Below are 25,846 nucleotides of genomic sequence, written 5' to 3' on the forward strand. Positions count from 1 at the left end.
AGCCCGCGATGCGGGCCCGTCGGTCCTGTGGGGCAGAGGTTTAGCCCTGAACCGCGCGGAGCACCACCCCGGCCTCGCTGAGGGCCTCGAAAATCCGCGCGTCGCGGCCATAGATGTCGCGCCGGTATTCCATCCGCCCCTTGGGCGAGCTCATCGCCGTCCGGTAGATGATATGCACCGGCAGCGGGCGGGCCAGATCGACCTGGGTCTCGACCCCGGTGTCCAGCTTGGCCTTGAAGAAGCCCACTGGGTCGCTGACCTGCCCGGCCAGCAGCTCATAGGCGAAATCGAACGGATCGCTGAGTCGGATGCAGCCGTGGCTGAAGGCCCGCACCTCGCGCGCGAACAGATGCTTGGACGGCGTGTCGTGCAGATAGATGTTGTGCCGGTTGGGGAACATGAACTTCACCCGCCCCAGCGCATTGCCGCGCGAGGGCGGCTCTTTCATGTCAAAGGGGAAGTTGCGCGCGTTGTATTGCGTGAAATCCACCCCGTCGCGGCTGACCACGCGCCCGGAGGCGTCGATCAGGCGCAGGTGGCCGGCGGCATACGGGTCCTTCTGCAGCTCCGGCAGGTATTCCTTGACCGCGATGGAGCGCGGCACGTTCCAGGTCGGGTTGATGATCATGTGCTCCATCACGTCCGAGAATTCGGGCGTGCGCCGGTCGTGGGCGTTCATCCCCACCACCGAACGGGTGATGAAATCGACCTTGCCGTCCTCGATGATCCGGGCGTGGAAATCGGTGATATTGACCAGAACGTGGCGCTTGCCGCGGTCGGGGCCCAGCCAGCGCTCGCGCTCCATGGCCACGATCACCTGCTGCAGGCGGGTCTCGACCGGCAGGTTGACCTGCTCCAGCGTCGCCGGCCCCGCCACGCCGTCGGGGTTCATCCCGTGCTCGCCCTGGAACAGCTGCACCGCCTTCTGCAGGTCAGCGTCGTAACTCTGCGAGGCCGAGCGCTCCATGTAGCCCATGGCGATCAGCCGGTTGCGCAGCGCCACCACCCGCGGACCGCTGTCGCCCGGTTCCAGCTTGCCGCCCGGCACCTCGGCGCCCCAGCCGCCGCGGCCGAGCAGCCGCTCCAGCCGCAGTTTCTCGGCCATCAGGCGGGTGTATTCCGGCGATTTCGGCGTCAGGTTCTTCAGATAGCCCTTGGGCGAACTCTTGGCGAAGGCCTCCAGCTGGGCCAGCCGGTCGCGACGCGGCGGGCGGCGCTTGATGCCGTCGTCGATCCGGCCGGGATCGAGCACGCCGGTCTGGATGTCCTGCGCGTATTGCAGGAACAGCCGGCTGGCCTCGACCTCAACGCGGCCGATGTCGCGCTGACTGCGGGCGTCGCGGAACAACGCGGCGAGGGTGTCCGCGTCATAGCGGCCGCGCGGCAACCCGTGGTCGTCGGCGCGCGACAGCGCCTCGAGAAAGGCGCGGCGGCGCGCGGCGTCGCCGCGCGAGGTCCAGATCGGCGCGTAGTCGCGGCCCCGGTAGAACTCGGCCAGCGCCTCGTCGCGCGCGGCGGCCTCGGCCACCGCCTGCTTGTAGGCGGTCACCGTGGTCGCGGCCGCGACCGGCGCGGCAAGGAAGCCTAGCGCCAGAACGAGGGCGACAAGGGGGGTGAGGGCCGAAATGCGGAACCGGGCGAGCGTCATTGAAACCTCGGAAATAATTGATCTGTTTGCGCGCGGCAGCCATTGTGGGTGATCCGCGAAAGGCTGTCCACTCACATTTCCGCAGGTTGCGCCCGTCGCCGCGCCGGTGTTGCACGCAGCCCGCAATCGCGGCGGGGCCAAGTATTTCGGTCACATCCGGGACATTTGAGCAAAATCCCGCCGATTTCGGCCGGAACGCCGCGCGGCGGGCGCACAGCCTATTGGGCTGCCGCCAGGTCTGTGCCATAAAAAGGTCGCACTTGGGGAAGTGGACCAACCAAAGAGCCGCCAAAACGGCGGCGAGCAGCGACAGGACAGGCGTCTACATGACACGACAGATTTCCGGCATGACCCGGCGGGGGCTACTCGGGGCTTTCGCGGCAACCACCGTCGCAGCGGCCCCCCTCAGCAAGGCCTTCGCTTTCACCCGTGGGGCCGGCGATATCCGCAAGATCCGCATGTATTCCGGCCGCACCGGTGAAAGCATCGACACGATCTACTGGATCGAAGGCGAATACATCCAGGAAGCCATCGACGAGATCACCCATTTCATGCGCGACTGGCGCAACGACAAGGTGATGCGGATCGACACCCGCACCATCGACATCATGACCGCCGCGCACCGGCTGATGGACACCGACGAGCCCTACATGCTGCTCTCGGGCTATCGCTCGCCGGAGACCAACGCGATGCTGCGCGCCCGTTCGCGCGGGGTGGCCAAGAATTCGCGCCACATGAAGGGCGAGGCCGCCGACCTGCGGCTGAAGTCGCGTTCGGTCGGCCAGATCTACAGCGCCGCCATGGCCTGCAGTGCCGGCGGCGTGGGCAAATACTCGCGATCGAACTTCGTGCACATGGATTGCGGCCCGGTCCGCAGCTGGGGCAGCTGACCGCGGCGCCCTGCCCCCTTTGCCGAACCGGAACTTGAAACAGCGCCGCTGGACAGCCTCCAGCGGCGCTGTTGCGTTGCGCCCGCGCCGGTTCTGCCGCCGCACACGCGGGGCGGGCTCAGCCTGTTGCAGATAGCGCTCCTGTTCGGGGGTGAGGCCACGCTGTCGCAGCCGGCAATCACCCAGGCGCAGGCGCGCGACAGGAAAGCATCCCCGACCCTCGGCAGATGGGCATCCGCCACCGCGAAGGACGCGATCCGATCCGCCGCCAGGACGTGGAGGTTGGCCGGCCGGGCCGGGTCGATGGTCTTGCCGCTGACCGCCCGTGACGCAGGGCGCCCGGCAACACTCCGCCGGCCCGGCCTGACACAAAACTTTCAAATGACTTTGACTTGCGTCAACCTTATCGGGAACGAAACCGGGGCGCCCGCGTCCCAGCGGCATCCGAAAGGAGATTTCGATGAAGATTGCGGTTCTTGGCGGTGATGGTTTCTGCGGCTGGCCGACCTCGCTTCACCTGTCAAGCCTCGGCCATGAGGTGCATATCGTCGACAACCTCTCCCGCCGCTGGATCGACACCGAACTGGGCGTGCAATCGCTCACGCCGATGGACTCGATCCAGGAACGCTGCCGCATCTGGAAGCAGGAGACCGGCAACGAGATCCGCTTCCACCTGCTCGATCTGGCCAAGGAATATGAACTGGTCCGCAAATGGCTGGCCGATCACCGCCCCGACGCGATCATCCATTTCGCCGAACAGCGCGCCGCGCCCTATTCGATGAAATCCGACCGCCACAAGGTCTACACCGTCAACAACAACGTCAACGCGACGCACAACCTGCTGACCGCGATGGTCGAGACCGGCATCGACGCGCATCTGGTGCACCTGGGGACGATGGGCGTCTACGGCTATTCCTCGGTCGGCGCCGCCATCCCCGAGGGCTATCTCGACGTCGAGATCGAGAATCTCGAGGGCGAGAAGAAGGGGCTGGAGATCCTCTATCCCACCCGCCCCGGCTCAGTCTATCACATGACCAAGAGCCTCGATCAGATCCTGTTTCAGTTCTATGCCCAGAACGACGGGCTCAGGATCACCGATCTGCACCAGGGCATCGTCTGGGGGACGCATACCGACCAGACGCGGCGCCACCCGCAGCTGATCAACCGCTTCGATTATGACGGCGACTATGGCACCGTGCTCAACCGCTTCCTGATCCAGGCGGCGATCGACTATCCGCTGACAGTGCATGGCACGGGCGGGCAGACCCGCGCCTTCATCCACCTGCAGGACTCGGTGCGCTGCATCGAGCTGGCGCTGAACGACGCGCCGAAATCCGGCGACCGGGTGAAAATCTTCAACCAGATGACCGAGACCCACCGCGTGCGCGACCTGGCCGAGCTGATCGCCCGGCTGACCGGCGCCCGGGTCGCCTACCTGCCCAACCCGCGCAAGGAGGCCGCCGAGAACGACCTGATCGTCCGGAACGACCAGTTCCTCTGCCTCGGCCTGAACCCGACCACGCTGGAGGCGGGCCTGCTGAGCGAGGTCGTCGAGGTGGCCCGCAAATTCGCCCATCGCATCGACCGCAAGCATGTGCCGGCGGTGTCCGCCTGGACCAAGGACCTGGCCAAACGCGTGGTCACCGACCCCGAGGCGCCGCATCTGAAATCGGTGTCATGAGCCGCAACGCCTATGTCACGCTGGTGACCAATGCCGATTTCGCGCTGGGGGCGCGGGCGCTGGTCCGTTCCCTCGCGCTGAGCGGCACACCGGCCGATATCGTGGTGATGCACACCGGCGGCGTGGCGGACGCGGCGCTCGCCCCCCTCGCCGCCCTGGGCGCGCGCCTGGTCGAGGTCGACCTTCTGCCCACCTCCGCCGATTTCAACGCCCGCCATGCGCGCCAGGCCCTGCACGCCGCCGCCCCCTTCACCAAGGGCGCCAAGCCCGCCTTCCACACGCCGCTCGACAATTTCGCCAAGCTCCGGCTCTGGCAGCTCGACTATGAGGCGGTGGTGTTTCTGGATGCCGACACCCTGGTGCTGCGCAATATCGACAGGCTCTTCGCCTATCCCGAATTCTGCGCCGCCCCCAATGTCTACGAAAGCCTCGCCGATTTTCACCGCATGAATTCCGGCGTCTTCACCGCCCGGCCCGATCCCGCGACCTTCGACGCGATGCTGGAACGGCTCGACCGGCCCGGCGCCTTCTGGCGGCGCACCGACCAGAGCTTCCTGCAGGCGTTCTTCCCCGACTGGCACGGCCTGCCGGTCTTTGCCAACATGCTGCAATATGTCTGGTTCAACCTGCCCGATCTGTGGAGTTGGGACGCCATCCGGGTGCTGCATTTCCAATATGAAAAACCCTGGCAGGATCACGACAAGGCCGACCGCCTGCGCCCGCTGATCGAGCTGTGGCAGGCTTACGCCGGCGACGGCCCCGTCCCCGCGCTCTCCGACCTGCCGGAGCCCGCGCGATGAGGCTCGCCATCACCGGCGGCACCGGCCTCGTCGGCCGCTTCCTGGTCGAGGCGGCGCTCGCCGCGGGCGACCGGGTGGGCGTGCTTGGCCGAACCCCGCCCCGCGCGGATTTCTTCTCCGCCCCGGTGGCGCATCTGCCCTACGCGCTGGGCGAGACGCCGCCGCTCGACGGGTTTGACGCTCTGATCCACTGCGCCTTCCTGCACGCGCCCGGACGCTACCGCGGCGGCGAGGGCGACGATCCGGCCGGGTTCACCCGCGCCAATCTCGACGGCTCGCTGCGCCTCTTCGAGGCGGCGAAATCCGCCGGCCTCACCCGTGTCCTGTTCCTCTCCTCGCGCGCGGTCTACGGCGCCTACCCGCCCGGCACGCCGCTGTCCGAGGATCTGGCCCCGCGCCCCGACACGCTCTACGGCGATGTCAAATGGCAGGCCGAACAGGCGCTCGCGGCCCTTGCCGCCCCCGGCTTCGCCACCGCCAGCCTGCGCGCCACCGGCATCTACGGCCCCGCAGGTCCGCGCCGGCGCCACAAATGGGCCACCCTCTTTGACGCCTACCTTTCCGGCCGCCCCGTCGAGCCCCGCCGCGCGACCGAACTGCATGGCCTCGACCTCGCCGCCGCCGCGCGCCTGCTGCTGCGGAACACGCAAACCGGCGCCTTCAACGCCTCTGACCTGACCCTCGACCGGCACGACCTGCTGGCCCGCGTCGCCGCCCTCACCGGCTGCCCGCATCCGCCGCCCGCGCGCGCGGGCAACCCGGTCAGCGCCATGACCTGCACCCGCCTCGCCCGCCTCGGCTGGCGCCCGGGCGGCGAAGACAGGCTCGCGGCCAGCCTGCCGGCGATGCTCTGACCTTCTTCTTGGCGAAAATACTCATGCCCCGCCCCCGCCCTGGGGCGCGCGGCCGCCGCCCGAACGCGACGCCCCGACCGCGGCCCGCTCAGCCGCCCGCGCGGTCCCTGACGACGTCGCGCAGGATCTCGAGGAAACGCGCCTGGGCGACGCTTGGCAGCCAGCCCTCGATATGGGTGACACCGATCTCCCGCTCGCTGTCCGGCAGTTCGACATCGATGCGTGCCAGCAGCCCCAGCCGGATGTCGCGCGCGACCTGGGTCTTGGAGATCAGCGTCAGCCGCTCCGACCCCATCAGAAGCCCCCGCATCACGCTGTGCGATCCGGTCTCGATCGGCTTCGGCACCCCGGAGGGGACGCTGAGACGGGCGTGCATCTGCTCGAAATAGGAGCGCGAGGGCGCGCCGATCCGCGGCGCGATCCAGGGGAAACCCGCCAGATCGTTCAGCCCGACCCCGGCCACGCCGGCCAGCGGGTGCGCGGGCGCGGCCGCCACCACCAGAACGTCGGTGAACAGCCGGTGCTGCACCAGCCCGTCCGGCAGGTCGTTCCGCCGCAGCGCGCCGACCAGGAAATCCAGATCGCCGCGGCGCAGAGCGCGCGCGAGGCTGGCGTAATAGCCATCCACCACCTGCGGGCCGACCTCGGGAAATTCCACGGCGAAACGGTTCAGCGCCTCCGGCAGGATCGAGGATTGCGCCAGCGGCAGGCAGCCGATGGCCAGCCGCCCGGTGTAGACCCCGTGCCAACTCCTGACATCCTCGACCGCCTGGCGCATCTCGTTCAGGGCGAGCTTGATCAGGCGCGCCAGTTCCTCGCCCCGGCGGGTCGCGCGCAACCCGGTCGAGGTCTGTTCGAACAGCTGCGCGCCCGCCTGGTCCTCCAGCCGCCGGCAGGCCCGGCTGACCGCCGAGACCGACCGGCCAATCTGCGGCGCAGAGGCCCGGATGCCGCCCGATTCCGCCACCGCGATCAGGCTCTGCGCCTGGTTGAGCGTCAGCGTGCGGTGCAGGTTCCCGATCCCCGACATGCGCGCGGCCTGATCGAGGTAGCCGAAGCCGCGGCCGAGGCGAGCGACGAAAAGCCGCCCGGCCTCGCTGAGATCCATGCCCCGGCTGCTGCGGATGAACAGCGCGATGCCGAGGTCGCGCTCGATCGCGGCGATGCCCTGCGCCAGCGCCGGCTGCGACAGGTTCAGCTCCGCCGCCGCGTCGGTCATCGTGCCGAGCCGGGCGATGGCCAGAACCCCGGCCAGGTGCCGGAGGTTGGGAAGCCACATCTTGTTCGTCATTTCCCGCCCCTGCGCCCCCTATCCCTTCCGTGATAGCAAGCGCGGCGCGCGCCCGGCAAGCCGGGGCGGCGCCCTACCCGGCGGCCCGCATCGGCAGGGCGCCGTGATTGCCGGCCCAGTCGGCGCAGGCCCTGATGCCGCCGAGGGGGAAGAAATGGATTTTCGCCACCGCCGCCCCCCCCGACAGAGCCTGCGCTTCGGCGAAATCGGTCAGGATCTCGGTCGGCTCGTAAGGCTGCAGCAGCCTGGAGACATCCTTCGCGCGCTTTTGCAGCACCTTGAGCGACGGGCCGACCCCGCAGGCGATGGCGAATTTGATCAGCGTCTGCAGCTTCGCGGGGCCCGCGATACCGACATGCACCGGCAGGCCGATCCCCGCCGCCCGCAGCCGCGCCGCCCAGTCGAGCACGGGTCGCGCCTCAAAGACGAACTGGGTCACGATCGCCATTTCGGCGTCGCTGCGCTCGGAGAACGCCTGTTTCCAGCGCAGCGCCTCGTCCACCGCGCGGCTGCCGCCGTCGGGGTCGATGTCGCGGTTGCCCTCCGGGTGGCCCGCGACATGCAGCCGGGCAAAGCCCTGCGCGTCGAAAAGGCCCGTCTCCATCAGCTGCATGGAATTCTCGAAGTCGCCGCGGGGCGCGGCCAGGCCGCCGGCCAGCAGCAGCGCCTGATCGACCCCGGCCTCGCCGCGATAGCGCTTGATCCAGTCTCCAAGCATCGCCCGGTCGCGGATGATCCGGGCGGGGAAATGCGGCATCACCGCGAAGCCCTGCCCGGCCAGGCGCGCGGCCGTCGCCACCATGTCCTCGATCGGCGTGCCCTCTATATGAGCGATGTATACCCGCGTGCCCTCGGGCAGCACCTCGCGGAAATCCCCGATCGTGGCGGCCGTGCGCGGCATGACCTCGATCGAATAACCCTGCAGGATGCTGTGCAGCCCGGCACCAGTGGCCTCTCCCCGGCGACCGGGCCTCCCGATGAAACTGAGCATGGCCTCTCTCCTCCTGCCGAACTCGCACCCTCAATGTATACATCGAGGCGAGGCCATCAAGTTTTTTCCCGGACCGATCTGCCTGAGCGCCGGTTTTCGCCGGACCGTGTATCCATGCGCCTCCGGCGGCCCGCCCGCCGGCGCGCCGGTCAGCCGGATTGCCCGTCGCGCCGCGTCGCCAGCGCCGCGGCAACGGTCTCATGCAGCGTCGCGCGCGGCCGGCAGGCGGCGCCGGCCTGCCCCATCGCCGCCTGCACGGCCGCGACCTCCGCGCCGAGCCCGCCGTTGAGGCCGAGCGCGGCGACGGTCGCCGCGCTTTCCTCCATCTCCGCCGCACGACGCGCCCCGTGGCGCAGCGTGCGCTCGAACTGGTATTCGGCGAAATCGGGCCAGCCCAGGCCGGGGTAGCTCGACGACAGCGAGGCGAGGATCTCGCCGAAGACGCCAGCGGCCTCGGCCGCCAGGAGCGTCTCCACCGTGATCGCCTCCAGACCCTTGACGAATTGCGACCGGATCATCTTGATCGCCGTGGCCGCGCCCGCCGCCTCGCCCGCGACGCGGTAGTCGAACCCCAGCGCCTTGAGCCGCGGCAGCGCCAGCGCCAGCGCCGCGCCCGCCACCAGCACCGGGGTCCGGTGGCCGCGCGGATGCACCGGCGCCATCACCGCCATGTCGAGATAGGCCGCCCCGCCCTTTTCGATCAGCGCAGCGGTCTCGCGCTTGCGGCCCGGCGAGACCGAATTGATGTCGATGAAGACCGTGCCCGCGCCGATATGCGACGCCACCGAGCGCGCCGCGGCAAGCGACTGGTCGGCGGTCACCGCGCTGAAGACCCAGCCGCTGCCGGCCAGCGCCGCGGGGCTGGGCGCGATCGTCACGCCGTCGCGCCGCATCGCCGCGCGCATCTCCTCGCCCCCGGCGCCGTCGAGCTTGATGTCATAGGCGCGGAAGGACATTTCCGGCGCGTGTTCCGCGAGCGTCTCGCGGAAGGCCCGCGCCGCCTCGCCATATCCGATGAATGCACAGTCTTTCATGCCGGCCCCCTGTTTCTCGAAATCCATCGTTGCGGCCCCGCCTCGAAACGCGCGCTCAGACCGGCGCGAAAACGGTCCCGTCCATCAGCTTGCGCGCCGTCCTGAGCACTGCGGCCTCGGCGATCTCGCCGCCCGAAAGGGTGGCGATGACCGTGGTCTCGCCGCTGGGGTGCTCGACCGACAGCGCCTGTTCCGCGCCGCCGGGCAGCACCGCGACCTCGCGCGCGGGGCCTTCGGGCAGCAGGCAGGCAGAGGCGACCGAGACCGCCCCCAGCACCCCGATCGAGGCGTGGCAGCGGTGCGGGATGAAGGTCCGCGTGGCGACCGCGCCGCCCGCTCGCGGGGCCGAGACCAGCGTCATCTTGGGCACGGATTTCTCCGCCACATCGCCGAGGTTCATCATCGGCCCGGCCTTGAGGCGGATCGCCTCCAGCCTGTCGCGCAGGGCAGCGTTGGCCTCCAGCTCCTCCGGCGCCTCCTGCCCGCTCAGCCCGAAGGCGTCGGCGCGCATCACAACGCAGGGCATGCCGTTGTCGATCAGCGTGCAGTCGACGCCCGCGATCTCGTCGCTGGCGTTCCCCGTCGGCAGCAGCGCCCCGCAGGACGACCCTGCCGTGTCGCGAAAGGCGATGGGCACCGGCGCGGCGGTGCCGGGCACGCCGTCGATCCGCGCCGCGCCGGCATAGCTGACGCGCCCGCCCGGCGTGGCCACGCGCGCCACGGCCAGCTGCCCGGTGTTCTCCATGAAGATCCGCACCGGCGTCTCGCCGTCCTGCGCGGCGACCAGGCCGCGCTCCACCGCGAAGGGCCCGACCCCGGCCAGGATGTTGCCGCAGTTCTGCGCGTCGGACACCAGGGCGCGGTCCACGAACACCTGGAGGAACAGGTAATCCACATCCACCCCCTCCCGCGCCGAGGGCCGGACCACCGCCACCTTCGAGGTCAGCGGGCTGGCCCCGCCCATGCCGTCGATCTGTCGCGGATCGGGCGAGCCCATGACGCCCAGCAGGAAGGCGTCGCGCGCCGCCGCGTCCTGCGGCAGATCCTCGGCCAGGAAATAGCCGCCCTTTGAGGTGCCGCCGCGCATCCACATGCAGCGCGCCTGTCTCATGACGCGGCTCCCGGGCGGGCAAGCTGCGCGCGCTCACTCATATTTCAGCCCCTTCTCGGCCAGCCGCGCCCGCATCTGGTAGATGTCGAGGCCCAGCTCGCCCGCCGCCAGGCGCGCGCGCTTGGCCTCCTCGTTGGCCATGCGCTGGCGCGCCTTGTCCAGAACCGCCGCGGCCTCGTCGCGGGCCACGACGCAGACGCCGTCGTCATCGGCCACGATCACGTCACCGGGATTGACCAGCGCGCCCGCGCAGACCACCGGCACGTTGACCGAGCCCGGCGTCTCCTTAACCGTGCCCTGCGCGAAGACCGCCTTGGACCACACCGGGAACTGCATCGCGGTCAGGTCGCGCACGTCGCGCACCCCGGCGTCGACCACCAGCCCCAGGCAGCCGCGCGCGCGGGCCGAGGTGGCCAGCAGGTCGCCGAAATAGCCGTCCTCGCAGGGCGAGGTCGGGGCGAGGACGAGGATATCGCCCGCCTTCACCTGCTCGATCGCCACATGCAGCATCCAGTTGTCGCCCGGCGGGGCCGAGATCGTGACCGCCGAGCCGGCAACCTGCGCGCCCGCGTAGATCGGCCGCATGTAGGAGGCCAGCAGCCCCTTGCGCCCCTGCGCCTCGTGCACCGTCGCGACGCCGGCCTCGGCCAGCCCCGCGATCACCGCGGCATCGGCGCGCGCGATATCCTGAACCACCCGCGCCATCACAGTTCGTCCACCGTGCGCGGAAAGACCGACTGGAAGCCTTCGGCATATTGGCAGTCCCGCCCGCCGGCCTGCCCGCCGGAGTTGCGGCGGAAGTGGTTGCCGCGGTTCTCGGCCACGTTGGTATAGTAGTGCCAGAGATGCTGCTGGCCCTGCATGCATTCGATCGCCGCGCGCTTCTTCTCCCAGACCGGCGTGATGTCGAGGAAGACATCGGGCTTCCAGCCCATCTGCTCGGTCTGGTGCGGCTCGAAGAGATACAGTTGCGGCGCGCCCAGCACCTTTTCGCCGGGGTTGTGACCCCAGGCCTGCGCGATCATGCGCGCCTCCAGCGCGACTGAGGTCGCATACATGTGGTCGGTGTTGTAGGGATCGTAATGCGAATGGCCGAGCATGAAGCGCGGCTGCACCGCACGGATCACGTCGACCAGCCGGTATTTGTCCTCGCGCTCCAGCACCAGCGGGTAATCGCCGAGATCGAAGAACTGGATGTCATGCACCCCCAGCGCGGCGGCTGCGGCCTCGGCCTCCTTGCGGCGCTCGGTCTTGACCCTGTCGAGGGTCATCCCCTCCTGCTTCCAGAGCTTCGCGCTTTCGCCGCGCTCGCCATAGGACAGGCAGACGACCGTCACGTCGTAGCCCTTCTGCTGGTGCAGGGCGATGGCCCCGCCGCAGCGCCAGACGAAATCCGCCGAATGCGCGCTGATCACCAAAGCTGTCTTCGTCATCTTGCTCTCCTACTGCGCCGCCTCGTTCGCGGGCGGCGTTCCGTGGGTGTGGAATGTCTCGATCGTCTTGAGGCCCCAGGCCTGGCCCTTCCGGCGCTCGGCCTCGGTCCAGGTGACGGGCTGCCAGTCGGGCCGCAGGATCAGCCGCGCGCCGGCGTTGGCCAGTTCCACCCGGTTGCCCGCGGGCTCCCAGACATAGAGGAAGAAGGTGCCCTGAATGGCGTGCTTGTGCGGGCCGGTCTCGATATGGACGCCGTTCTCCAGGAAGATGTCGGCGGCGCGCAGGATGTCCTCGCGCTGGTCGGTGGCATAGGTGACGTGATGCAGCCGGCCGCGCGCGCCGCGCGCGTGATCCTCGGTGCAGGCAAGGTCATAGGTCTTGTTGTTGACCGTGAACCAGCAGCCGCCGAGACGGCCGTTGTCGAGTTGGATCTGCTCGGTGATCCGGCTGCCGAGGCAGGTCACCATGAAATCGCGGAACACCGACACGTCGCTGGCCAGCAGGTTCAGGTGGTCGATCCGGCGCGGGCAGACGCCGCGGCCGTGATAGCGCTGCGCGATGTTCTTGAGCGCCGGACGCTCCTCTTCGGGGGCCTCGTATGGCGTCGTCTCCCAGTAGAGCTCAAAGGCATGGCCGTCGGGATCGTGGAAGCGGAAGGCGCGGCCGTGGCCGAGGTCGCCCTCGACCCAGTCGCCCCCGTAGCCCGCCGCCCGGATCGCGGCCACCCGCCGCTCCAGCGCCTCGGCCGAGGAGGTGCGGTAGCCGATATGGCCGACGCCCGTGGTGTGGTGGCGGGTGAGCTTCAGCGTGTGGAACTCGTAATCGTCGTAGGCCCGCAGATAGGCGCTGTCGCCGTCCCGTCCGCTTTCGGTCAGGCCGAAGACGCGGGTGAAGAAATCGAGGCTTTCGTCGAACTTGTCGGTGTAGACCTCGACATGGCCCAGATGGGCGACATCGAAACAGGGTTCTGCCATCGGAATTCCTCCTACTGGATCATCGTGTTGGGCAGGATCAGCGAGATCTGCGGGAACAGAACCAGGATCACCAGCGTCACGAACATCGCCACCCAGAACGGCGCGACGCCCGCGAATATCCGGCCCAGCGGCACATCCCGCGCGACCGATTTCACGATGAAGACATTGATGCCCACGGGCGGCGAGATCAGGCCCATTTCCAGCGTCAGCACCACCAGCACCCCGAACCAGATCGGATCGAGGCCGAGCTGGGTGATCACCGGGAAATAGATCGGCATGGTCAGCACCATCATGGCAAAGCCTTCGAGGAAGCAGCCCAGCACCAGATAGGTCAGCAGGATCAGCCCCAATACCGCCAGCGGCGCCAGTTCGAGCCCGGTAAGGAATTCTCCGACCAGGCTGGGGATATGGGTCAGCGCGAGGAACGGGTTGATCATATGCGCGGCGATCAGGATCAGCATCACCGTCGCGGTGGTGACCACCGAATCCTTGGCCGCGGCCCAGAAGCTCGCCCAGGTCAGCCGGCGCTCGATCACGCCGATCACGATGACCAGCCCGGCGCCCACCGCCGAGGCCTCGACCGGCGAGAACATCCCGCCGTATATCCCGCCGATGGTCAGCAGCACCACCAGCAGGACCGGCAGCGCCGCGGCCAGCTTGCGGCCCTTCTCGCCCAGCGTGCTGCGCGGGCCCTGCGGCCCGAGGCTCGGGCGCAGCCAGCACATCAGCGACACGGTGGCGACGAACATCGTCAGCAGCAGCAGCCCCGGCAGGACGCCGGCCAGGAACAGCCGCCCGATCGACTGCTGGGTGAGGATCGCGTAGATCACGAAGCCGGTCGAGGGTGGGATCAGGATGCCCAGCGTCCCGCCCGCCGCGACCACGCCCGTGGACAGCCGGCTGTCGTAGCCGAAGCGGTCCATCTGCGCCATGGAAACCTTGCCCATGGTCAGCGCCGAGGCCACCGACGAGCCCGACAGCGCGGCGAAGCCCGCGCAGCCCAGCACCGTGGCCGAGGCCAGCCCGCCCTTGACGTGGCCGATGATCGCGTAGGCGGCATCGTAGAGCCGCGCGCTCATCCCCGTGACCGAGGCGACGTTGCCCATCAGGATGAACAGCGGCACCACGACCAACTCGGCCGAGGAGGCCAGGGTGAAACTTTCCGAGGCCATCAGGCTCATCGCCGCGTTCAGCCCCTTGAGCGCCCAGATGCCGACGAAGCCCACGGCGAACATCGCCAGCGCCACGGGGATCCGCACGATCAGAAGGACGAAGAGAACGAGGATGCCGATCAGGCCGACCAGTGCGCCGCTCATTCCCGGATCTCCCTGGGCGCGCGCGCGCCGGACCCCGCAAGGGACAGCTCGATCGCGCGCACGATCATTCCCAGGGCGGTGACCAGCGCCATGCCGACCATTACCCACTGGAACCAGGCCTTGGGCAGGCGCACGATATTGGTGGCGAGGTTCAGCATCTGGGACAGTTTCGCGCTTTCATAGACGGTATAGGCGATGCCCGCGAACACCGCTGCGCCGATCAGCGCCGCGGCGATATCCGCGAAATGGTTGAACCGATGCGGAAAGCTCCGCTCGAAGATATCGACCGAGACATGCCCGCCCAGCTTGTCGCACAGCGCCATGCCGCCGAAGACGATGATGACCATTCCCATCTGGGTATAGTCCTGCGCCCCGCGCAGCGGCGCGTGGAAGGCGCGGCCGACGACATCGACGATGACCGTTCCCGTCACGAAGATCAGACCGATCGTGCCGAGCAGCGCGGACAGGCCGATCAGCCCGTCCGCAAGTTTTCGCAGGCCGCGCAGCATGGCTTACTCGCCGCGCAGCGCGCTCAGCACGTCCTGGGCGCCGAGATCGGCGACGATCCTGTCCGTCACCGGCAAGGTCAGCGCGCCGAAGGCCGCGGCCTCGTCGTCGGAAAGCTCGATGATGGTGTTGTCGCCGGCGGCCTTGAGCGCCTCGAACACCTGCGCGGTCTTGGCCAGCCAGCCATCCTCGGCGCTCTTCGACAGGAACTCGCCGGCATACTTGTCGATCGCCGCCTTCTGCGCGTCGCTCAGCCCGTCATAGCGGGCCTGGTTCATCACCACATAGAAGGTCAGCCTGCCCAGAGGCGCGCCGAAGGTGTAGGAGTTGGCCACCTCGTCGAGCTTGAAATCGCCGACCGCGGAGGTGCCGGTGACCACGCCGTCGATCAGCCCGGTCTGCAGCGCGTTGTAGATCTCGCCCGCGGGCATCTGCACCGGGGTGCCGCCGAGCGCCTCGATCACCGCGGCCGAGGCGGAGCCGGCGACGCGGATCTTCAGACCGGCGACATCGGACGGCGCGCGGACCTCGTGATCCTTCATGATGAAGATGTTCGGCTCCGAGGTCCACAGCGCCAGCGGCTTGGTCGCCGGGAACTCGTCCTGGATCAGGTCATAGGCGTTCCAGATCGCCTTCCAGCCCGGCGCCCCGTCCGGCACGGCGCCCGGCAGCTCGGCGATCATGGTCTTCTGGAACTGCGACGAGGTGTAGCCCTGCAGGCCCCAGACGATATCGGCCACGCCCTGCACGGCGCGGACATATTGCTCCAGCGGGCCGGCGCCCAGCTCGCCGCCCGGATAGACGCGCACGGTCAGATCCCCGTTGGTCTCGGCGCTCACCCCGTTGGCCAGCGGCTCGACCACGGCGGTGGTCAGCGTGTGCGCCGGCGGCACGAAGTGGGCAAAGGACAGCTCTTCGGCAACGGCCGGGGCCGCGGCGAACTGGCTGCCCGCAGCCATGGCGGCTGCCACGGCAAGGCCGGTGATTTTGGTTTTCAGCATGTGTTCCTCCCTAGGTCCTGATCCCTGCTCCGGGCCCTCCTCCGGCCGGCGCGGGTCTCCCATCCGTGGGCACAGGCTACCCGGCGGCGGGCGATACACCTAATTCGCTCTTCGCCTCGGTCATTCAAAATACGCAACACCGTGTCCCGCCATAGGCGGCACCCGGCACGGATTTAAAGGAATTTCGGGAATTCAAAATCCGACCCGCCGCCCCTTACGGGGAACCGGCGGCGCGACCTGCCGTCGCGCCGCCGCCAGGGATCCAGCCGTGGCGCCTCAGGCGTTCGACTTGGTGCGCCAGCTTTCGGCGTAGTTCTCGCGGGCCTCGCGCGCATAGGGCGTGGGCGAGACGCGGACGCGGATATCGGCCTGCTTGTGCCGCTCGGTCGAGGTCTTGCCGGTCTCGTCCGGCTCGCCCCATTTCAGGGTCAGCACGTCGCCTTCCTGCACGTCGGCGTCGACGACGCCGAGCGACAGCATGCACCGCTCGTTGAAGCTGTAGCCGTTGAACATCGACATGCCGACCATCTTGTCGCCATGCATCACCATGTCGGCGCTGCTCGAGGCGTAGTTCGGCTGCGGGAAGTCGATCCACTTGTAGGGGGTGCCCTCCTCGAAGCCCGAGGCGATGACCTTCAGCACGTCCTCGCGGTTCCACTCGAAGGTGACCTTCTTGCGGTTCCTGGCGTCCTTCATCCGGGTCAGCGCGTCCTTGCCGATGAAGTCGGATTTCCACCCGATGTAGAAGCCGTAACCCAGTTCGAACGGGTTGACGTAATAGTCCTCGATGTTGTCGCTGACGAAACTGCCGCCGATCGAGCCCACGGCCTCGTAGCTGTCGGCGCCCAGCCAGTCGCGGTATTCCTGCATCATGCCGTCGCCGGTGTAGATGCCCGGCAGGGGCGACGGGATCCAACCCGATTCCAGCGTGTTGGTGGAGTAGGCGCGGCTGCCGACGAGGCGCAGGTCCACGCCGACCTCGCGCGCGGCCTCCATGATGGTGGACTGGATGTAGTGCTTGTCGGCATAGGGGCCCCAGATCTCCAGACCCGGCGCGCCGGCCATGCCGTGGCGCAGCGCCTGCACCCGGCGCGAGCCGACGTTGATCCAGTCGACATGGAAGAACTTCACCTCCGGCACCGGGCCGCCGTTGATCTTCTCGAAGATCTTCGCCGCGTCGGGCCCCTGGATCTGGAAGCGGTAATGCGTGCGGTAGATCGCGCGGCCGTCGGGGCGGCTGTCGGAGCGCGGATCGTGGACCAGGCGCACCTTCCAGTGGCCGATCGCGGCCTGGAACCGCACCCAGTTCGCCGTGGGCGCGCGGCCGACGAGCACGAATTTGTCCTCGCGCTCGCGGAAGATGATCATGTCGCCGATCACATGGCCGGCCGGCGTCACCGGCACGAAGTGCTTGGCGCGGTTGAGGCCGAAATTGGCGAAGCTGTTGATCCCGACGTGATCGAGGAAGGCGGCCGCATCGGGCCCCTCGACGATCAGCTCGTCCATGTGATGCGTCTGGTCGAACAGCACCGCCGAGTCGCGCCATGCGCGTTGCTCATCGCGCCAGTTCGAGAACTCCGGCGCGACGACAGGGTATACATACATACCGATCTTCGAATTCCGGAGAAGCTCCACCGGGTTCGAATACGCCTCCAAAACAGAGGTGAGATTTTGACCTGACACTTCCAATTCCTCCCTTCAGGCAAGCTGATGTATACATGGGTTAGCGCGCCTCCCCGGTTTTCGGCAAGCTCAAAAATCCGCCGGGGCGGCGTTTTGCCGACACCCGCGGGCCCCGGCTCAGGCCCGGTCGCGCCCGCCCGGCTCCACGAGGGCCAGCGCCGGCATGGCGCTGGCGACATCGCGGTCGCCGGCGAAGATGCGCGCGAGGTTCTCGCGCCCGGCGCGGGCGTGTTCGCGGGCCAGCGCCTCGGCCCGGGTGCCCTCGCGCGCGGCGATCGCCTCGACGATCGCGCGGTGCTGGGCCTGGGCAATCCGCAGCGAGCGCCCGAAGGCCTCGGGCTTGAGCCCGGTGGGCAGGAAGGCCGAGGGCGAGGCGAAGGGCAGATGCGTCACCCGCGCGATCTCGCGCTCGATGGTCAGGCTGTCCGCCAGGCGGGACAACGCCTCGTGATAGCGGCCGTTCAGATCGGAGTAGGACACGAAATCGACCGCGCCCGGCGCGGCCCCGAAACAGGCGTCCAGCCGGGTCAGGATGTCGTTGATCTCCCTGAGTTTCGCCTCCGTCACGCCGCGCTCCGCGGCGAGCCGCGCTGCGGTGCCTTCTAGCACCCCGCGCAGCTCGATCGTGTCCAGGACATCGGCATAGGCGAAGCTGCGGACGACGAAGCCGCCGTTGCGGACGCGCTCCAGCAGCCCCTCCTCGGCGAGGCGCGACATCGCCGCACGGACCGGCGTGCGCGAGATCTGAAGCTCCTCCGCCAGCGCGACTTCGAAAAGACGGGTGCCGCCGGCAAACGCGCCGCTCAGGATGCGCTGGCGCAACTCGATCAGCGCCCGCGTCGTGTGGGTCTTTGCTTCGATTTCTTGCGCCACGCGCCCGTCTCCTTCTCCCTCTGCCGCAGGTATACACCAATCCGGTCCGCGACCTGAACATAGCGCGGTATCTCGCCGTCTGTATACAATCCTAGGCGATACATGTTGCGAAATTGGGCTTTTCTCGATAACCGATGATGTCATGTATCCACGAGGCAGAGGAGGACTGCCCCGCATGACCACATTGCTACTGATCCCCGGGCTGGTGTCCGATTCGCGCGTCTGGCGCCACGTCGCCGCCGCGGCGCCGGCAGGCTTTGCGCCGGAAAACGCCGACGTGACCCGTGATTGCACGATCCCGGCGATGGCCCGCCGGCTGCTCGAGGAATTCGACGGCCCGCTGCTGCCCGTCGGGCATTCCATGGGCGGGCGCGTCGCGATGGAGATGGCGCGCCAGGCGCCCGACCGCGTGCGCGGCCTGGTGCTGGCCAATACCGGGCACAATGCGCTGACCGAGGGCGAACTGCCCAAGCGCCAGGCCAAGATCGCCCTCGCGCACGCGGACATGGCGGGGCTGGCCGCCGAGTGGCTGCCGCCGATGCTGGCGCCCGCGCGCAGGGACGACGCGGCGCTGGTCGCGGAACTGACCGAGATGGTCCTCGCCGCCGGACCGCAGGTCCATGAGCGCCAGATCCGCGCGCTGATCGACCGCCCCGACGCGGCCGCCTACCTGCCCGCCATCGCCTGCCCGATCCTGCTGCTGACCGGCACCGAGGACGGCTGGTCCCCCGAGCAACAGCACCGCGAGATCGCCGATCTCGCCCCCGATGCGGAGCTTCAGGTGATCGCGGATGCCGGCCATTTCATGCCCGTCGAGCGCCCCGCGGAAACCGTGGCCGCGATCAACGGCTGGTTGTCGCGCCACGAGGAGGCGCTCCATGACTGAGAGCAACGACATCCCCGACACGCCGCTGTTCGACCGTGCGGGCTCGATCCGCGGCTACCGGCTGAACAAGATGGCCATGGCGCTGGGCGATCCGGCCAACCGCGCGGCATTCAAGCAGGACGAGGCCGCGTTCCTCGACCGCTTCGACCTTTCCGACGCGGAAAAGGCCGCGGTGCGGGCGCGCGACTGGCACGAGATGGTGCGGCTGGGCGGCAACCTGTTTTTCATCCTGAAGATTTCCGCCGTCGATCCGGTCCCGATCACCCAGATCGGCGCCGCGCAGGCGGGCATGGCGCATGACGATTTCCTGAAACACCGGCTGGGAAAGACCTGATGGCACAGATAATCGGCGGCGTGGGCACCAGCCACGTTCCCTCCATCGGCGTGGCCCTCGACAAGGGGCTGGACGGCACGCCTGACTGGAAACCCTTCTTCGACGGCTACGAGGCCGGCAAGGCCTGGATGCGCGCGGCCAGGCCCGACGTGGCGGTGGTGATCTTCAACGACCACGGCAACAGTTTCTTCCTCGACCGGGTGCCGACCTTCGCCGTCGGCGTCGCCGACCGCTACAGGCCCGTGGACGAGGGCTGGGGCCGCCGCGCGATCCCCGATTTCGAGGGCGCGGCGGAGCTGTCCTGGCATTTCGTGGACAAGCTGGTGGAAAGCCATTTCGACCCGCTGGTCTGCCGCGAGATCGACGTCGATCACGGCCTCCAGGTTCCGATGGAGCTGTTCTTCGGCCGCCCCGAGGCCTGGCCGGTCAAGGTGCTGCCGATCTGGGTCAACACCATCCAGTATCCCATCCCCACCCCGCAACGCTGCTGGGAGATGGGCAAGGTCCTGCGCGCGGCGATCGAGAGCTTCCCCGGCGACGAGCGCGTGGTGATCATGGGCACCGGCGGGCTGTCGCACCAGTTGCAGGGGCGGCGCGCGGGCTTCATCAACCGCGAGGCGGATCTCGCCTGGCTCGACGGCATCGCGAACGACCCCGGGCGTTACCGTGACATGAGCCGCGAGGATTACGTCGAGACCTTCGGCTCGGAGGGGGCCGAGCTGATCATGTGGCTGGTGATGCGCGCGGCGATGAACCCCGAGGTCAAACTGGTGCACAAGCACTACCACGCGCCGGCCTCGATGACGGGCGCCGGCATGGTCGTGCTGGAGAACGCGTGATGGCCTTCTTCCTGATGCGCTGCCGCCATCAACCCGGCCACGACGCCCTGCGCGACGAGATCCGGCCGGAGCATCGCGCCTGGGTGGCCTCCGGCGGCGGCGGGCGGGTCTCGGTGCTGATCGGCGCGGCGCTGATCGGCGACGACGGCGCGGCGATCGGCAATTTCGGCCTGCTGGAGGCGCGCACGGCGGCCGACGCCCGCGCCTTTGCCGAGGGCGATCCGTTCAACTGCGCCGGGATCGTGTCGGAGATCGAGTTGACCGCGCTGCCGGACACGTTCCAGGCGCATCGCATCGCCGACCCGATGAGCCCGCGCCTGCCGCAAGAGGCGCCGGGCGCGCCCTGATCGCCAGCGCGCGAAGGTCTTGGGATTTCACCGGCTTCCAGGCCGGGATCCTGCGCGGAATGGCGCGGGGAACAGCCTAGGGGAACCGTGCAGTTCGGCCCTGCGAAGACCGCCGGACGGGGCCGCCCCCTGCCCCGGGTCCCGCGCGCTCGCGCGCCGTTTTCCCGTGATCAAATTTTCGCCACATTTTCCCGCTATAAGCGAGTTGCTCAATTGGACAAGGCTTACGACCATGACACCCAACGATGCCGGGCAAGGAACCGTGCGGATCGCCGCGCACGACGAGAAATACCCGCCCCACACCATGCCAAGCGCTCCGAAAACCGCGAAATGCCCTTCCGCGACCCTCCCCGTCGACGCGATCGTCCTGACGCTGCGCGGCGCGCTGCCAGTGCAGGATCTCCGGCGCGGGGACCGCGTGATCACCCAGTCGGGGGGGTGCCCCCTGAGGCGCGTTCATGTCTATGACGGGCGTCACTATACGCTCGAATTCGACTCGCATGAAAAGGTCTTCGTTCTGGACTCGCAGTATTGGCCGCACTCCGAGACGAAGGCCGCCGACGCGAAATCGACGCACTGACTCCAGATCACTTGCGGGCGTGAGCCCCCACCGGGCGAGGACCCCCGCAACCACAACGCCCCTGATCGCCGCCGTCCATCCGGACGGCGGCGCATGTTTTTTTGTGGTAACGGATTTTGCCGATCTTCCGCGCCAGGCATCAAGGGCCGGCCGGCGCGGCGCGCGCCGCGGGATCTCTGATTCCCACGTTTTCGGCGACGGGGCCGCAGCATGCGCCGGGCGCCGGAACACCGATACCGACGCGAACACCGGGCGATTGACGGGGAAAGTGGCGCACCTGAGAGGATTCGAACCTCTGGCCTCTGCCTTCGGAGGGCAGCGCTCTATCCAGCTGAGCTACAGGTGCCTGAGGCCGAGCATATAGGCCATGCGCCCGGCCCCCGCAACCGGGAAATCAGGCGAAAAGATCATGCGCCAGTTCCAGGGCCTCGACCAGCGCATCGACCTCGGATTTCGTGTTGTAGAGCGCGAAGGAGGCCCGGCAGGTGGCCGCGATCCCGAGATGATCCATCAACGGGCCCGCGCAATGATGGCCCGCGCGCACCGCGACCCCCTTCTTGTCGAGAATCGTCGAGATGTCATGGGCATGCGCCGCCCCGCTCATCGTAAAGGAGAAGATCGCCCCCTTCGACGGCGCGTTGCCCTGAACGTTCAACCAGTTCAGCCCGCCCAGCCTTTCGCGCGCGTAGGCGGTCAGCGCGGCCTCGTGGGCGGCGATGTTCTCCATTCCCAGCCCCATCATGTAATCGAGCGCCACGCCCAGCCCGATCTGCTGCACGATGCCGGGCGTGCCGGCCTCGAACTTCATCGGCGGGTCGGCATAGGTCACGTTGTCCTTGTGCACCTCGCGGATCATGTCGCCGCCGCCCAGGAAGGGGCGCATCTCGGCCAGCCGCTCGCGGCGGATGTGAATCGCGCCCGACCCCGAGGGACCGTAGAGCTTGTGCCCGGTGATGGCGTAGAAATCGGCGCCGATCTCATCGACATTCACCGGCTTGTGCACGGCGCCCTGGCTGCCGTCGACCAGCACCGCCACGCCGCGCGCATGCGCCGCCTCGACGATCGGCTTCACGTCCACCACGGTGCCCAGCACGTTCGACATCTGGGTGATGGCGACCAGTTTCGTCTTCGGCCCGATGGCGTCGATCACCGCCTGGGGGTCGAGATTGCCGTCGGCCTCCACATCCACCCATTTCAGCACCGCGCCCTGCCGTTCGCGCAGGAAATGCCAGGGCACGATATTGGCGTGATGCTCCATCACGCTCAGCACGATCTCGTCGCCGGGCTGGAACCGCGGCGCGGCCCAGGCGTAGGAGACCAGGTTGATCCCCTCGGTGGCGCCGGAGGTGAAGACGATCTCACCCTCATCCGCCGCGCCGAGGAAACGCGCGATCGTGCCGCGCACAGCCTCGTATTTCTCGGTGGCGAGGTTCGACAGGTAGTGCAACCCGCGATGCACATTGGCGTATTCCTGGGAATAGGCGCGCGTGATCGCGTCGATCACCACCTGCGGCTTCTGCGCCGAGGCGCCGTTGTCGAGATAGACGAGCGGCTTGCCGTTGACTTCGCGCGACAGGATCGGGAAATCGCGGCGGATGACGTCAACGTCATACATGGGGCATCTCCGTGGGCAGGGTGACGCCGAACAGCGCCAGCAGGAAGAACAGGACAAAGCCGAGGCCGAAGGCCGTGACCATGATCATCATGAACACCGCCCCGAGCGAGCGGAACCCATGCAGCACCGCGATGAAATTGGTCAGCAGCCACAGCATCAGGCCAAAGGCCAGCGGCCCGATCAGGACCGCCACGATCGGCAGCACCAGCAGGAACCCCGTCTGGACCACCTGGATCACCAGCATGATGAACTGCAGCCAGACGGTCAGGCGCAGCGCGCCCTCGAATGTGCCGTGGCCGCCCATCACGCGTCCCACGCCGTAGATGGCCGTGACCATCGCCACCATGAACCCGCCCAGGATCGCCGCCGTCAGCAGCGGCGAGTTGGCGAAAAGCGGCAGCAGAGGATCGACCGGCGCGGGCAGGATCAGGTTGGTCAGATGGGTCAGCAGCAGGCTGAGGATCAGCACCAGCGCCAGCCCGTCCCAGGCCGCGCGCGGCGGCAGCGGCAGGGACAGCACGCGGCGCGCGCCCTCCTGCGGGCGGCGCACCGTGTCGCGGGCCAGAATCAACAAAGAAGTCAGCGTGTTGTCGCTCATCTATTCGGTCTTTCGCTTGCCCCGCCGGCACCCATCCCCTCGGCCTCGGCCAGGCACAGCCCCCAATGGGTCAAAAACCCGCCCAGCAGCACGATGCCGGTCAGCGTCTGCGCCGCGCCGGCCCCGATGAACCCCGCGACCAGACCGTAAAGCAGCCAAAGCGGCGAGACCACCAGCATCGTCCAGAACAGCGCAAGCCGCGCGGAGAACCAGCTCCCCCGCCCGCCCGCGAGCCGCGCCAGCAAATGGCTGAGCGCGGCCAGCGCATAGAAGATCAGCGGCGCCATGAACATCCAGGCCAAGAGCGCCGCGCCGACCCGCGCGTCGAGCGGCACCGAGGGGTCGAGATGCGCCTCGCGCGCCAGCCGCGGCCATTGCGCGACGAAGATCAGCAGGCAGGCCACGACCAGGTAGATCAGCGCCCGGTCCTCGCCCACGCCACCGTCGAGCTGGCGGCGCAGCGCGGCCCGCGGCGCGCGCCAGCTGCGGGCGATCTCGGTCGTGACCGCCATCTCAGCCGTGCCGCCGGTCGAGCCAGCCGCGCAGGCGCGCAAGGATTTCATCGGCGATGGTCTCGTCCGCGATCTCCTCGATGGCCTCGGCCAGGAAGGCCAGCACCAGCATGTCCTGCGCCCGGGCCAGCGGCACCCCGCGCGAGCGCAGGTAGAACAGCGCGTCCTCGTCGATCGCGCCGGTGGTCGAGCCATGCGAGCAGGCCACGTCGTCGGCATAGATCTCGAGCTCGGGCTTGGCATAGAACTGGCTGTCGTCGTCCAGCAGCAGCGACTGGCTGATCTGGTAGCCGTCGGTCTTCTGCGCGCCCGCCTTGACCAGGATCTTGCCCTGGAAGACGCCGGTCGCGCCGTTGCGCAGCACCTTCTTGAACACCTGGCGGCTTTCGCAGTTCAGCGCGTCATGGGTGATGAACACGGTGTCGTCGTGGTGGAACTCCCCGTCGCCCAAGGCCGCGCCCGCGATATGCGCGCTGGCATCATCGCCCGCCATCTCGATCACCGCCTCGTTGCGGGTCATCACGCCGTTGGCGGTCATGGTGAAGCTCTTGAACAGGCTTTCCGCGCCGAGCCGGGCAAAGAGATGGGTCACCGCGCGGCGTTCGTGGTCGCGGCCCTGGGTGCGGATGTGGTGGAAGGCGCCGCCATCGGCGACCTCGACCTCCATCACCTTGTTGAACCGCGCCGCGGCCGGTCCATTCTCCAGAACGGTCAGCTCCGCGCCGCTCTCGATCTTCACAACATGGTGCAGGATCGCATCCGAACTCTCTGATTTATGCAAATAAATCAGATTTACAGGCTTTTCCGCCCTCGCCGTGGCGCGGATCACCACGCCATCCGTGGCGCAGGCCGTGTTCAGCGTCGCCAGAGGACGCTCGACCGGGCTCTGGCCGCGCGCCTCAAGCACGCCGTAGACGTCCTTCGCCCAGTGGATATCGGCCTGCATGGCGGCATCCAGACGCTCGATCTCGATCCCGGCCATTTCAAGCGGGTCCGAAGCTTCGGCATCGAAGATACCGTCAACAAAGACAATTTTCAGCCTGTCAATCTCGCCAAAGACCGGCGCATCGCTCGGGTCGGAGAACAGCGCCGCGCGCGGCGCCTCGGGGGCGGTCAGGCTGCTCGGGTCGGTGTATTTCCAATACTCGTCGCGGCGGCCGGGCAGGCCCATCGCGCGCAGGCGGGCCAGCGCGTCGGCGCGCGCCGTCTGCGCCCAGCCGGTGCTTTCGGGCAGGCTCAGCGCCGCCAGCCGGGCTTCGGCCGCGTCAATCTTCGCTTGCGCCAGCGCCATTACGCCACCTCCGCCAGGATGTCGGCATAGCCGTTCTTCTCGACCTCCAGCGCCAGCTCGGGCCCGCCGGTCTTGATGATGCGGCCATCGGCCATGATGTGCACCACGTCGGGCTTGATGTGGTTCAGCAGCCGCTGGTAGTGGGTGATCACAAGGAAGCCGCGGTTCGCGTCGCGCAGCGCGTTCACGCCGTCGGCCACCAGCTTCATCGCGTCCACGTCGAGGCCGGAGTCGGTCTCGTCAAGGATGCAGAGCTTGGGCTCAAGCATCGCCATCTGCAGGATTTCGTTGCGCTTTTTCTCGCCGCCGGAGAAGCCGACGTTGACCGGGCGCTTCAGCATCTCGGCGTCGATCTTCAGGTCCTTGGCCTTTTCACGCACCAGCTTGAGGAAATCGCCGGCCGACAGCTCCTCCTGCCCGCGCGCCTTGCGCTGCGCGTTCACCGCGGTGCGCAGGAAGGTCATGTTGCCCACGCCCGGGATCTCGACCGGATACTGGAAGGCCAGGAAGACGCCGGCGGCGGCGCGCGCCTCGGGCTCCATCCCCAGCAGGTCCTCGCCGTTCAGCGTGGCGGCCCCCTCCGTCACCTCATAGCCGTCGCGCCCCGACAGCACATAGGACAGCGTCGATTTGCCCGACCCGTTCGGCCCCATGATCGCATGCACCCGGCCGGCCTCGACGGTGAGATTCACGCCCTTGAGGATCTGCTTGTCCTCTTCTTCAAGTTTGACGTGCAGGTTCTTGATTTCCAGCATT

The 25,846-nt window shown here is 68.2% G+C and carries 27 protein-coding genes and 1 tRNA gene; 9 read left to right on the plus strand and 19 right to left on the minus strand.

Going from position 1 to position 25,846, the window contains the following annotated elements; translation table 11 throughout:
• Positions 1–40: 40 nt before the first annotated feature.
• A complete protein-coding gene (locus tag KCI33_RS02900; RefSeq protein WP_212523248.1) occupies positions 41–1,648 on the minus strand; it encodes a L,D-transpeptidase family protein in 1,608 nt (535 codons plus the stop codon).
• A gap of 326 nt (positions 1,649–1,974) precedes the next feature.
• Between KCI33_RS02900 and KCI33_RS02905 the strand changes: the two genes are divergently transcribed.
• The 4 genes from KCI33_RS02905 (at position 1,975) to KCI33_RS02920 (ending at position 5,873) form a co-directional block, all read left to right on the plus strand.
• On the plus strand, positions 1,975–2,538 hold the full coding sequence (locus KCI33_RS02905; protein WP_212523249.1) for a DUF882 domain-containing protein: 564 nt from the start codon (positions 1,975–1,977) through the stop codon (positions 2,536–2,538).
• A gap of 460 nt (positions 2,539–2,998) precedes the next feature.
• Positions 2,999–4,219, plus strand: a complete 1,221-nt coding sequence (locus KCI33_RS02910; RefSeq protein ID WP_212523250.1) for an NAD-dependent epimerase/dehydratase family protein — start codon at positions 2,999–3,001, stop codon at positions 4,217–4,219.
• On the plus strand, positions 4,216–5,019 hold the full coding sequence (locus KCI33_RS02915) for a glycosyltransferase (protein WP_212523251.1): 804 nt from the start codon (positions 4,216–4,218) through the stop codon (positions 5,017–5,019). Before KCI33_RS02910 ends, KCI33_RS02915 begins: the two co-directional genes overlap by 4 nt.
• Complete coding sequence (locus KCI33_RS02920) at positions 5,016–5,873, plus strand: NAD(P)-dependent oxidoreductase (RefSeq protein ID WP_212523252.1); 858 nt, start codon at positions 5,016–5,018, stop codon at positions 5,871–5,873. The genes KCI33_RS02915 and KCI33_RS02920 overlap by 4 nt, the downstream gene beginning before the upstream one ends.
• A gap of 88 nt (positions 5,874–5,961) precedes the next feature.
• Here KCI33_RS02920 and KCI33_RS02925 read toward each other — a convergent pair whose 3' ends face one another.
• The 12 genes from KCI33_RS02925 to KCI33_RS02980 form a co-directional block, all read right to left on the minus strand.
• The gene (locus KCI33_RS02925; protein WP_212523253.1) at positions 5,962–7,164 is read right to left on the minus strand and encodes a LysR family transcriptional regulator; all 1,203 of its coding nucleotides are present in this window, start codon (positions 7,162–7,164) and stop codon (positions 5,962–5,964) included.
• A gap of 73 nt (positions 7,165–7,237) precedes the next feature.
• Positions 7,238–8,155 carry a methylenetetrahydrofolate reductase gene (locus tag KCI33_RS02930; protein ID WP_212523254.1) on the minus strand — a complete coding sequence of 306 codons (918 nt, stop codon included), beginning with the start codon at positions 8,153–8,155 and terminating at the stop codon, positions 7,238–7,240.
• 149 nt (positions 8,156–8,304) lie between these two features.
• Positions 8,305–9,189 (minus strand): NAD(P)-dependent oxidoreductase, encoded by an 885-nt coding sequence (locus KCI33_RS02935; RefSeq protein ID WP_212523255.1) that lies wholly within the window; start codon positions 9,187–9,189, stop codon positions 8,305–8,307.
• Between the two features lie 55 nt (positions 9,190–9,244).
• On the minus strand, positions 9,245–10,300 hold the full coding sequence (locus KCI33_RS02940) for a 4-oxalomesaconate tautomerase (RefSeq protein ID WP_212523256.1): 1,056 nt from the start codon (positions 10,298–10,300) through the stop codon (positions 9,245–9,247).
• 33 nt (positions 10,301–10,333) lie between these two features.
• The gene (locus tag KCI33_RS02945) at positions 10,334–11,005 is read right to left on the minus strand and encodes a 4-carboxy-4-hydroxy-2-oxoadipate aldolase/oxaloacetate decarboxylase (protein WP_212523257.1); all 672 of its coding nucleotides are present in this window, start codon (positions 11,003–11,005) and stop codon (positions 10,334–10,336) included.
• Positions 11,005–11,733, minus strand: coding sequence for a PIG-L deacetylase family protein (locus KCI33_RS02950; RefSeq protein ID WP_212523258.1), 729 nt, complete (start codon positions 11,731–11,733; stop codon positions 11,005–11,007). The genes KCI33_RS02945 and KCI33_RS02950 overlap by 1 nt, the downstream gene beginning before the upstream one ends.
• 9 nt (positions 11,734–11,742) lie before the next feature.
• Positions 11,743–12,708, minus strand: coding sequence for a VOC family protein (locus KCI33_RS02955; protein ID WP_212523259.1), 966 nt, complete (start codon positions 12,706–12,708; stop codon positions 11,743–11,745).
• 11 nt (positions 12,709–12,719) lie between these two features.
• Positions 12,720–14,024 (minus strand): TRAP transporter large permease, encoded by a 1,305-nt coding sequence (locus KCI33_RS02960; RefSeq protein ID WP_212523260.1) that lies wholly within the window; start codon positions 14,022–14,024, stop codon positions 12,720–12,722.
• The gene (locus tag KCI33_RS02965; RefSeq protein ID WP_212523261.1) at positions 14,021–14,533 is read right to left on the minus strand and encodes a TRAP transporter small permease; all 513 of its coding nucleotides are present in this window, start codon (positions 14,531–14,533) and stop codon (positions 14,021–14,023) included. The genes KCI33_RS02960 and KCI33_RS02965 overlap by 4 nt, the downstream gene beginning before the upstream one ends.
• Before the next feature lie 3 nt (positions 14,534–14,536).
• The gene (locus tag KCI33_RS02970; protein ID WP_212523262.1) at positions 14,537–15,532 is read right to left on the minus strand and encodes a TRAP transporter substrate-binding protein; all 996 of its coding nucleotides are present in this window, start codon (positions 15,530–15,532) and stop codon (positions 14,537–14,539) included.
• Positions 15,533–15,808: 276 nt separating this feature from the next.
• The gene (locus KCI33_RS02975; RefSeq protein ID WP_249138873.1) at positions 15,809–17,137 is read right to left on the minus strand and encodes an aminomethyl transferase family protein; all 1,329 of its coding nucleotides are present in this window, start codon (positions 17,135–17,137) and stop codon (positions 15,809–15,811) included.
• 195 nt (positions 17,138–17,332) lie between these two features.
• Positions 17,333–18,088 carry a GntR family transcriptional regulator gene (locus tag KCI33_RS02980; protein ID WP_349252167.1) on the minus strand — a complete coding sequence of 252 codons (756 nt, stop codon included), beginning with the start codon at positions 18,086–18,088 and terminating at the stop codon, positions 17,333–17,335.
• A 175-nt stretch (positions 18,089–18,263) separates the two neighbouring features.
• Here KCI33_RS02980 and KCI33_RS02985 point away from each other — a divergent pair, with 175 nt between their 5' ends.
• The 5 genes from KCI33_RS02985 (at position 18,264) to KCI33_RS03005 (ending at position 21,074) form a co-directional block, all read left to right on the plus strand.
• Positions 18,264–18,974, plus strand: a complete 711-nt coding sequence (locus tag KCI33_RS02985) for an alpha/beta hydrolase (RefSeq protein ID WP_212523265.1) — start codon at positions 18,264–18,266, stop codon at positions 18,972–18,974.
• Positions 18,967–19,308 (plus strand): extradiol ring-cleavage dioxygenase, encoded by a 342-nt coding sequence (locus KCI33_RS02990; protein WP_212523266.1) that lies wholly within the window; start codon positions 18,967–18,969, stop codon positions 19,306–19,308. Before KCI33_RS02985 ends, KCI33_RS02990 begins: the two co-directional genes overlap by 8 nt.
• Positions 19,308–20,147: a class III extradiol dioxygenase family protein gene (locus tag KCI33_RS02995; RefSeq protein WP_212523267.1), complete on the plus strand. Its 840-nt coding sequence runs from the start codon at positions 19,308–19,310 to the stop codon at positions 20,145–20,147. The genes KCI33_RS02990 and KCI33_RS02995 overlap by 1 nt, the downstream gene beginning before the upstream one ends.
• Positions 20,147–20,494, plus strand: a complete 348-nt coding sequence (locus tag KCI33_RS03000) for a YciI family protein (RefSeq protein ID WP_212523268.1) — start codon at positions 20,147–20,149, stop codon at positions 20,492–20,494. Before KCI33_RS02995 ends, KCI33_RS03000 begins: the two co-directional genes overlap by 1 nt.
• Before the next feature lie 232 nt (positions 20,495–20,726).
• Positions 20,727–21,074 carry a hypothetical protein gene (locus KCI33_RS03005; RefSeq protein WP_212523269.1) on the plus strand — a complete coding sequence of 116 codons (348 nt, stop codon included), beginning with the start codon at positions 20,727–20,729 and terminating at the stop codon, positions 21,072–21,074.
• A 269-nt stretch (positions 21,075–21,343) separates the two neighbouring features.
• Here KCI33_RS03005 and KCI33_RS03010 read toward each other — a convergent pair.
• The 6 genes from KCI33_RS03010 to sufC all read right to left on the minus strand — a co-directional run bounded on the left by KCI33_RS03010 (position 21,344) and on the right by sufC (position 25,845).
• A tRNA-Arg gene (locus KCI33_RS03010) sits at positions 21,344–21,420 on the minus strand.
• Positions 21,421–21,468: 48 nt separating this feature from the next.
• Positions 21,469–22,689 (minus strand): cysteine desulfurase, encoded by a 1,221-nt coding sequence (locus KCI33_RS03015; protein WP_212523270.1) that lies wholly within the window; start codon positions 22,687–22,689, stop codon positions 21,469–21,471.
• A complete protein-coding gene (locus tag KCI33_RS03020) occupies positions 22,682–23,287 on the minus strand; it encodes a Yip1 family protein (protein ID WP_212523271.1) in 606 nt (201 codons plus the stop codon). Before KCI33_RS03020 ends, KCI33_RS03015 begins: the two co-directional genes overlap by 8 nt.
• Positions 23,284–23,850 carry a YIP1 family protein gene (locus tag KCI33_RS03025; RefSeq protein WP_249138874.1) on the minus strand — a complete coding sequence of 189 codons (567 nt, stop codon included), beginning with the start codon at positions 23,848–23,850 and terminating at the stop codon, positions 23,284–23,286. The genes KCI33_RS03020 and KCI33_RS03025 overlap by 4 nt, the downstream gene beginning before the upstream one ends.
• Positions 23,801–25,090 (minus strand): Fe-S cluster assembly protein SufD, encoded by a 1,290-nt coding sequence (gene sufD, locus KCI33_RS03030; RefSeq protein WP_212523273.1) that lies wholly within the window; start codon positions 25,088–25,090, stop codon positions 23,801–23,803. The genes KCI33_RS03025 and sufD overlap by 50 nt, the downstream gene beginning before the upstream one ends.
• Complete coding sequence (gene sufC / locus KCI33_RS03035; protein WP_212523274.1) at positions 25,090–25,845, minus strand: Fe-S cluster assembly ATPase SufC; 756 nt, start codon at positions 25,843–25,845, stop codon at positions 25,090–25,092. The genes sufD and sufC overlap by 1 nt, the downstream gene beginning before the upstream one ends.
• Position 25,846: the final 1 nt, after the last annotated feature.

This window comes from Actibacterium sp. MT2.3-13A, from assembly GCF_018139985.1.
Taxonomy (GTDB): domain Bacteria; phylum Pseudomonadota; class Alphaproteobacteria; order Rhodobacterales; family Rhodobacteraceae; genus JAGSOU01.

What these genes read in the sequence shown, in the direction of transcription:
- KCI33_RS02900 (WP_212523248.1), bottom strand. Translation starts at nt 1,648, where the DNA reads ATGACGCTCGCCCGGTTCCGCATTTCGGCCCTCACCCCCCTTGTCGCC.
- KCI33_RS02905 (WP_212523249.1), top strand. Translation starts at nt 1,975, where the DNA reads ATGACACGACAGATTTCCGGCATGACCCGGCGGGGGCTACTCGGGGCT.
- KCI33_RS02910 (WP_212523250.1), top strand. Translation starts at nt 2,999, where the DNA reads ATGAAGATTGCGGTTCTTGGCGGTGATGGTTTCTGCGGCTGGCCGACC.
- KCI33_RS02915 (WP_212523251.1), top strand. Translation starts at nt 4,216, where the DNA reads ATGAGCCGCAACGCCTATGTCACGCTGGTGACCAATGCCGATTTCGCG.
- KCI33_RS02920 (WP_212523252.1), top strand. Translation starts at nt 5,016, where the DNA reads ATGAGGCTCGCCATCACCGGCGGCACCGGCCTCGTCGGCCGCTTCCTG.
- KCI33_RS02925 (WP_212523253.1), bottom strand. Translation starts at nt 7,164, where the DNA reads ATGACGAACAAGATGTGGCTTCCCAACCTCCGGCACCTGGCCGGGGTT.
- KCI33_RS02930 (WP_212523254.1), bottom strand. Translation starts at nt 8,155, where the DNA reads ATGCTCAGTTTCATCGGGAGGCCCGGTCGCCGGGGAGAGGCCACTGGT.
- KCI33_RS02935 (WP_212523255.1), bottom strand. Translation starts at nt 9,189, where the DNA reads ATGAAAGACTGTGCATTCATCGGATATGGCGAGGCGGCGCGGGCCTTC.
- KCI33_RS02940 (WP_212523256.1), bottom strand. Translation starts at nt 10,300, where the DNA reads ATGAGACAGGCGCGCTGCATGTGGATGCGCGGCGGCACCTCAAAGGGC.
- KCI33_RS02945 (WP_212523257.1), bottom strand. Translation starts at nt 11,005, where the DNA reads ATGGCGCGGGTGGTTCAGGATATCGCGCGCGCCGATGCCGCGGTGATC.
- KCI33_RS02950 (WP_212523258.1), bottom strand. Translation starts at nt 11,733, where the DNA reads ATGACGAAGACAGCTTTGGTGATCAGCGCGCATTCGGCGGATTTCGTC.
- KCI33_RS02955 (WP_212523259.1), bottom strand. Translation starts at nt 12,708, where the DNA reads ATGGCAGAACCCTGTTTCGATGTCGCCCATCTGGGCCATGTCGAGGTC.
- KCI33_RS02960 (WP_212523260.1), bottom strand. Translation starts at nt 14,024, where the DNA reads ATGAGCGGCGCACTGGTCGGCCTGATCGGCATCCTCGTTCTCTTCGTC.
- KCI33_RS02965 (WP_212523261.1), bottom strand. Translation starts at nt 14,533, where the DNA reads ATGCTGCGCGGCCTGCGAAAACTTGCGGACGGGCTGATCGGCCTGTCC.
- KCI33_RS02970 (WP_212523262.1), bottom strand. Translation starts at nt 15,532, where the DNA reads ATGCTGAAAACCAAAATCACCGGCCTTGCCGTGGCAGCCGCCATGGCT.
- KCI33_RS02975 (WP_249138873.1), bottom strand. Translation starts at nt 17,137, where the DNA reads ATGTATGTATACCCTGTCGTCGCGCCGGAGTTCTCGAACTGGCGCGAT.
- KCI33_RS02985 (WP_212523265.1), top strand. Translation starts at nt 18,264, where the DNA reads ATGACCACATTGCTACTGATCCCCGGGCTGGTGTCCGATTCGCGCGTC.
- KCI33_RS02990 (WP_212523266.1), top strand. Translation starts at nt 18,967, where the DNA reads ATGACTGAGAGCAACGACATCCCCGACACGCCGCTGTTCGACCGTGCG.
- KCI33_RS02995 (WP_212523267.1), top strand. Translation starts at nt 19,308, where the DNA reads ATGGCACAGATAATCGGCGGCGTGGGCACCAGCCACGTTCCCTCCATC.
- KCI33_RS03000 (WP_212523268.1), top strand. Translation starts at nt 20,147, where the DNA reads ATGGCCTTCTTCCTGATGCGCTGCCGCCATCAACCCGGCCACGACGCC.
- KCI33_RS03005 (WP_212523269.1), top strand. Translation starts at nt 20,727, where the DNA reads ATGACACCCAACGATGCCGGGCAAGGAACCGTGCGGATCGCCGCGCAC.
- KCI33_RS03015 (WP_212523270.1), bottom strand. Translation starts at nt 22,689, where the DNA reads ATGTATGACGTTGACGTCATCCGCCGCGATTTCCCGATCCTGTCGCGC.
- KCI33_RS03020 (WP_212523271.1), bottom strand. Translation starts at nt 23,287, where the DNA reads ATGAGCGACAACACGCTGACTTCTTTGTTGATTCTGGCCCGCGACACG.
- KCI33_RS03025 (WP_249138874.1), bottom strand. Translation starts at nt 23,850, where the DNA reads ATGAAATCCTTGCGCGCCTGCGCGGCTGGCTCGACCGGCGGCACGGCT.
- sufD (WP_212523273.1), bottom strand. Translation starts at nt 25,090, where the DNA reads ATGGCGCTGGCGCAAGCGAAGATTGACGCGGCCGAAGCCCGGCTGGCG.
- sufC (WP_212523274.1), bottom strand. Translation starts at nt 25,845, where the DNA reads ATGCTGGAAATCAAGAACCTGCACGTCAAACTTGAAGAAGAGGACAAG.